The 4,730-nt window shown below is 57.9% G+C and carries 3 protein-coding genes and 1 pseudogene; 1 reads left to right on the forward strand and 3 read right to left on the reverse strand.

Translation table 11 applies throughout. The features are described 5' to 3' along the window. A pseudogene (locus A3A5_RS38435) lies at positions 1-234 on the forward strand (IS5/IS1182 family transposase); the annotation flags it as partial. Between the two features lie 177 nt (positions 235-411). Here A3A5_RS38435 and A3A5_RS0112850 read toward each other — a convergent pair. The 3 genes from A3A5_RS0112850 to A3A5_RS0112860 all read right to left on the reverse strand — a co-directional run bounded on the left by A3A5_RS0112850 (position 412) and on the right by A3A5_RS0112860 (position 4,178). Continuing rightward, positions 412-1,428, reverse strand: coding sequence for a S1/P1 nuclease (locus A3A5_RS0112850; RefSeq protein WP_018310977.1), 1,017 nt, complete (start codon positions 1,426-1,428; stop codon positions 412-414). A 53-nt stretch (positions 1,429-1,481) separates the two neighbouring features. Beyond that, a complete protein-coding gene (locus A3A5_RS0112855) occupies positions 1,482-2,411 on the reverse strand; it encodes an LOG family protein (protein WP_081623891.1) in 930 nt (309 codons plus the stop codon). 135 nt (positions 2,412-2,546) lie between these two features. Beyond that, positions 2,547-4,178, reverse strand: a complete 1,632-nt coding sequence (locus tag A3A5_RS0112860; RefSeq protein ID WP_232431334.1) for a phospholipase D-like domain-containing protein — start codon at positions 4,176-4,178, stop codon at positions 2,547-2,549. Positions 4,179-4,730 lie beyond the last annotated feature (552 nt).

Genomic DNA, 4,730 nt, shown 5'->3' on the forward strand with positions numbered 1-4,730 from the left:
CGTAACGAGGCCATCGATGTCATCGAGAAGAGCAGTCGACGCGATTGGAAAGCCGCCAGCGGCTATCACCGGCGCTCGCTGGCCGAGACCCTGATGTACCGCCTCAAGACGCTGACGGGACACAGTCTGTGGGCACGCGAAATCGGGTCGCAGGCCACCGAAGTGGCTATCCGTGCGGGCGTGCTCAACCGCATGGTCGCGCTCGCTCGCCCGCAATCCGTCCGTATCGCCTGAGTTCAGCGTCACCGAGGAGCCCCCTGTTTTCAATCTCGATTTATGCAACAACGCCGCCCCGAATTCACAATTAGGCTCTTCACAGCATAAAGTGCGACTCGCGGCCATTTCTTAAACAAGATGCGAAGAGGACGTGCCTGGACGCATGCCTCCCGTGTCGAGCCGTCCCACTTGCGTTCAGGGCCAGATCGCATTCAGAAGCTGCGCCAGCCGAGCACCAGCCTTCAGCAGTTGCGCGCGCTGCACGGTTTCCCGCGTTGCCGTGTAGCCAGCTGGCGGGGCGATGTCCCAGTGCTTCTGGCCGTCCTCTGCACTGTAGGTGGCGCCAGCAAAGGCAGGTCCGGCACTGATCAATGTATCCGTTGCCCACTGTGCTGGCCACGATATGAGGTCGCCCGCGGACGCTGGGATCGCCCGTGCCTCGTCGACGCCCGAGATGCCAAGCGCTCCGGACTTCAATGCGGCTGGCACGGTGTCCCATTCATGATGCAGGTTTTTTCTGCCATCTTGAATTGAGTTGCCGCCAATCGTTCGTGTTGTTGGATTGAAGCCGACCCGATCGGGATCGACAACCTGTCCTTGTGCATCGAGATAGACGGAAGCCACGTGGAGCGGCTGATGAATATCTCCGACATAGTGTGTCAGCACAAGCAAGGCTTCCCGTTTGTTAGCAAACTGCATCGGTGCCGGCGATGTCGATCCCTGAAGCACCAGAATCGCTGCCCTGATGGCAGCGACGACATCATGATCGCTGGTGCCAGTCAAGCCTTGCGTGTACTGATCTCGCTGCAGGGTGACGTCGGTATAGTGGTATTGCTTGTGACACACCTCCTCTCCCTGGCCGGGATGGCAATCGACCCAGTTTCGCCTGACGAAAGCGACCATTTCGCGTTTGCCCTGCTCTGTTTCGAACGGCTGGCACTCCGGGTATTGTCCCGCTCGCTGATAGGCGAAGGTGCCAATCTGTTTGTTGTAGTTAACGCCCTTCGCGCAATCGGCCCAGACTGCGGCCTGCTCCAGGCTCATACCGAGGATGTCCTGGACCTTGGCCTCCGCGTTAGTTCCCGCGATGAGCGCCGCGCCGAGCTTCCCGACCGTCTCGTGCCCGTCCGCGGACCACGCGTGGACCTGTGCAGCCGTGATAGTCAGTCCAAACGCCAGTACGCCAACCTGCAGGCAACGGTAGTTATGCATGGAAGCCTCCCATCGCGAAAGTTATCGACCAAATGCCTCGTTTGCCAGATCGTCTATTCTTTGCGGAGTCCGAGATCGCCTGCCAGTGACGAAACCAACTCCTCAGGGCTGGATGCATAATGGATGAAGTCCAGCTGTTCGCGCGCCACGACCCGCTCCGAAACCAGATAGTCGAGTCGACGTTCTAGGCTGCGCCAGGCAGATCGCTCCCCAAACAGATAGATCGGGATCTGGAGGAGTTGCCTGCTCTTTCTCATCTCGAGAACCTGGAATATTTCCCATTCGGTACCGGTTCCGCCCGGAGCGAAGACGATCGCGGCGGAATGGCGGATCATGGCGGCTTCGCGCTCAGCAATGCTTGTAAAGATCAGCCCGGTTGTAACGTAAGAGTTCAGCGCCGTCCTGGGATCTCCGGCGTAAGGATGGTCTATGGGAGCCGTCGACGTCAGTTTGTCGTAGTAGGTTGTATACCCAACGCTCACACCACCCGCTTCAAATGCGCCGCGGTTTGCAGCTTCCATTAGTCCACCACCCGCCCCAGCCAGAATCGGGAAATGCGTTCCGTACTGTTTGGTCCAGCTTGATGAGAACGCCCTGACATCACGATAGAGCGCATCGTGCCGACGCTTCATTCGTTGGTCGCACTTTTTGTTGGCGTGGTTGCAGACGACGTTATCCTGAGTAATCCTTGAACTGCCGAAGAACGTGACAAATCCCTTGGGAAACTTTGAGGACTTGAATCGCTCGGCACAGCGGACATCACGCATCAAATCCGTTGCCGAAAGGACGTTCTCGACCCCTCGGTATGTTCCAACATAGGCAGCCTTGACGCCATCAACAGTTGGACATTCCTCGCCTGTCGCTGCAGCATGAATCGTGGCAGCACTGGATTGCAAGTCCGCGGTTCCGTGAACAGGCCGCTGCTGGCAACCTGTTGCACACAGCGCAAGCACGATAGAGATGAGCCCGGTCGACCGCATCATGGGTAGGTTCCCTCGTAAATTGATTCGCCATCAAGGACCGCTCTTGAATCGGGCAGAGCCAGCTGCCTATTCATTGGCGTATTTCATGGGGCCATCTTCCCCGAGAGAGATGGCCATCCAATTCCCGCTCAAGGGTCAGCTGTTGACCTGCGCCGCCATGGCGATCCTTGCGCGCTCAAACGCTGAGCCATCCACAAAGTACTTCCTGTTCCAACTATTGTCGGACGTCAGCGTGAAGGCACTGCTTTCTCCATGTTGCCTGCGCTCGAAAGAGAAGCGCGCCCGATAGTGTTCATACAAACGCATGAACTCGGCGAAATAGGCACCGGCGAGTCTCGGGCAGGCGGTGATTTCCAGCAAGTTCTCGTCGTTGTTATGTAGTGAGTTGCCGCTGAAATTTGCTGAGCCGGTGAAGATCACCGGGCTCTTGCCTTCTGCATCGACGACCACGAATTTGTGGTGGACTCGCACCATAATCTTCGGGTTCTCATCCGGCCATAGCACGAGTTCTGGCAAAAAATCGGTCGGCGTATCGCTGGCCCTGAATGCGTCGAACCCAACCACACTCCTCTCCGTGTTCGACCATCGCCAAAGCTCAAGTTTGGCCGCCACATCGCCTCGCTCCGCGTCGCCCGTGGGTTCCTCGGCCGGCACTCGATTGACCAGTCCCCAAACCATCAGGCCGCGTGTAGCAGCTGCCTCGACCGCGTGTAATAGCGGCATGTCGGTCGGATCATACGCGCATAGCACGACCGAGTGCTCTGCCTGCTCGATAGCGGCGATTATTGCATCGAGCGACTCACGCTTGTTTTTTGGCTCGGGCGGGAAGAAGGCCCGAATAACGGCATCGCCAACGTGCAAGGGGCCAGACCAGCCAGTTTGGGCCTGCTGCGTGTCGTGCAGGCTGGGGTCTCCATCGAGTAGACGCTTACGTGCCAGGTACAAACTGGCCAGCTCGGGGGATTCGAATGCATGCAGGACATTCGCTTGTGCAGACAGCCCTTCACTTGTGAAATTTGCCGATCCCGCCAGAACCGCTTCCGCCTGGCCGCTGGGCCCAACTCGCACAAGAAACTTGTTGTGCATGATATTGGCCTGCGTGCGGGCCGTGAAGGCATCCGCAGGCCTTCCTGCCTCCGTCAGATCCTGGATGGCATCGTCAGATGTGTGGTCCGTCGTTGTCTGGTTATACGTTAGCGAGAGGGCTCCCCCGTATTGACGCATGGCCGAGACGATCCAGATGCGGTCGGTCAGGTGGTAAATCGCGCCTTCAATGCTCGCGTTCACAGCACCATCCAAAAAATCCGGCACTGCGTGTTCCATACCGTTTGCCAACCAGGCGCGAGCGGTCGTCTGGAGTACTTTGGTGGAAATGTCTGGAAACTCTTTTGCAAAAGCCTGCGAGCTGACGACAGCACGATTGAAGTGCGTAGTGATACCGTGTTCCTTCACCTCCGGTATCGCCACCTGGACGGTAGCAGCTTGCGCGTCTTGGGGCGTCGGATTATTGGGTTGCCCTGTCACCGGCACGATACGATACGTGAAAGAGCGACCACGGTCCGCAGTGTTAATCCGAGCATCCCACCAGTAGAATTTCTGTATCGGCGCCAGATTGCTGCCGGCTGCAGCACCGGAAATGGGTCCGTTAAAGCCCAAGCGATTGGGTAGCCAACTCCTCTCCTTCCCTTCAAAGCCTGGCTTGCGCTCAATGGCAAAGCCAAGAAAATCCTCAAGATCGGCTCCATCCGGCCAGTCAAAGGCCAGCAAGACAAGAGTCGGCGACACGTATGTTCTTGCGATGCAAGGCATAGCACCTCCATGTGGCAAGCAGGGCAGTGGAAACCACGCCAATCTACTGGCGCGGGGATACAGCCGGTGTCAACGGAACGAACGGGAAAAGGTGAGGTGTACCGATTTCAGCTGGTCGACAGGAACCTCGAGTCGAGCATGCCGGTGAAAGATGACACCTGTACGACCGAGTTTGCATCACAGAATCGCCAGCCGCTTTCCAGCGCAGACCAGCGATGCGCGGCTGGCGTAGCGTGGAATACCGGACTGGCTTCCCAATCCACCCAAGATAAGCCGCCAAATAAAATCGCAATTGGCGCCGAGAACGCTTGACAGGTGACGAGGTTCGAGGGGCCGCCGCCCTGCTTGCGCTGGATGTTTAGCGCAAGCAGGGCGGCGGCCAATAGAGGATCGCTTNTCGATCTTCGCTTGGCTCTCATGCCCCTGTCCGATTTGTTCGCTGCACTTGCCCAATATCTGCACACCAAGGTCTTTCACGATCTTGCCCGTCATCCAGAGCATCCGGCCGCC

The organism is Cupriavidus sp. UYPR2.512, assembly GCF_000379565.1.
In the GTDB taxonomy this organism is placed as follows: Bacteria; Pseudomonadota; Gammaproteobacteria; order Burkholderiales; family Burkholderiaceae; genus Cupriavidus.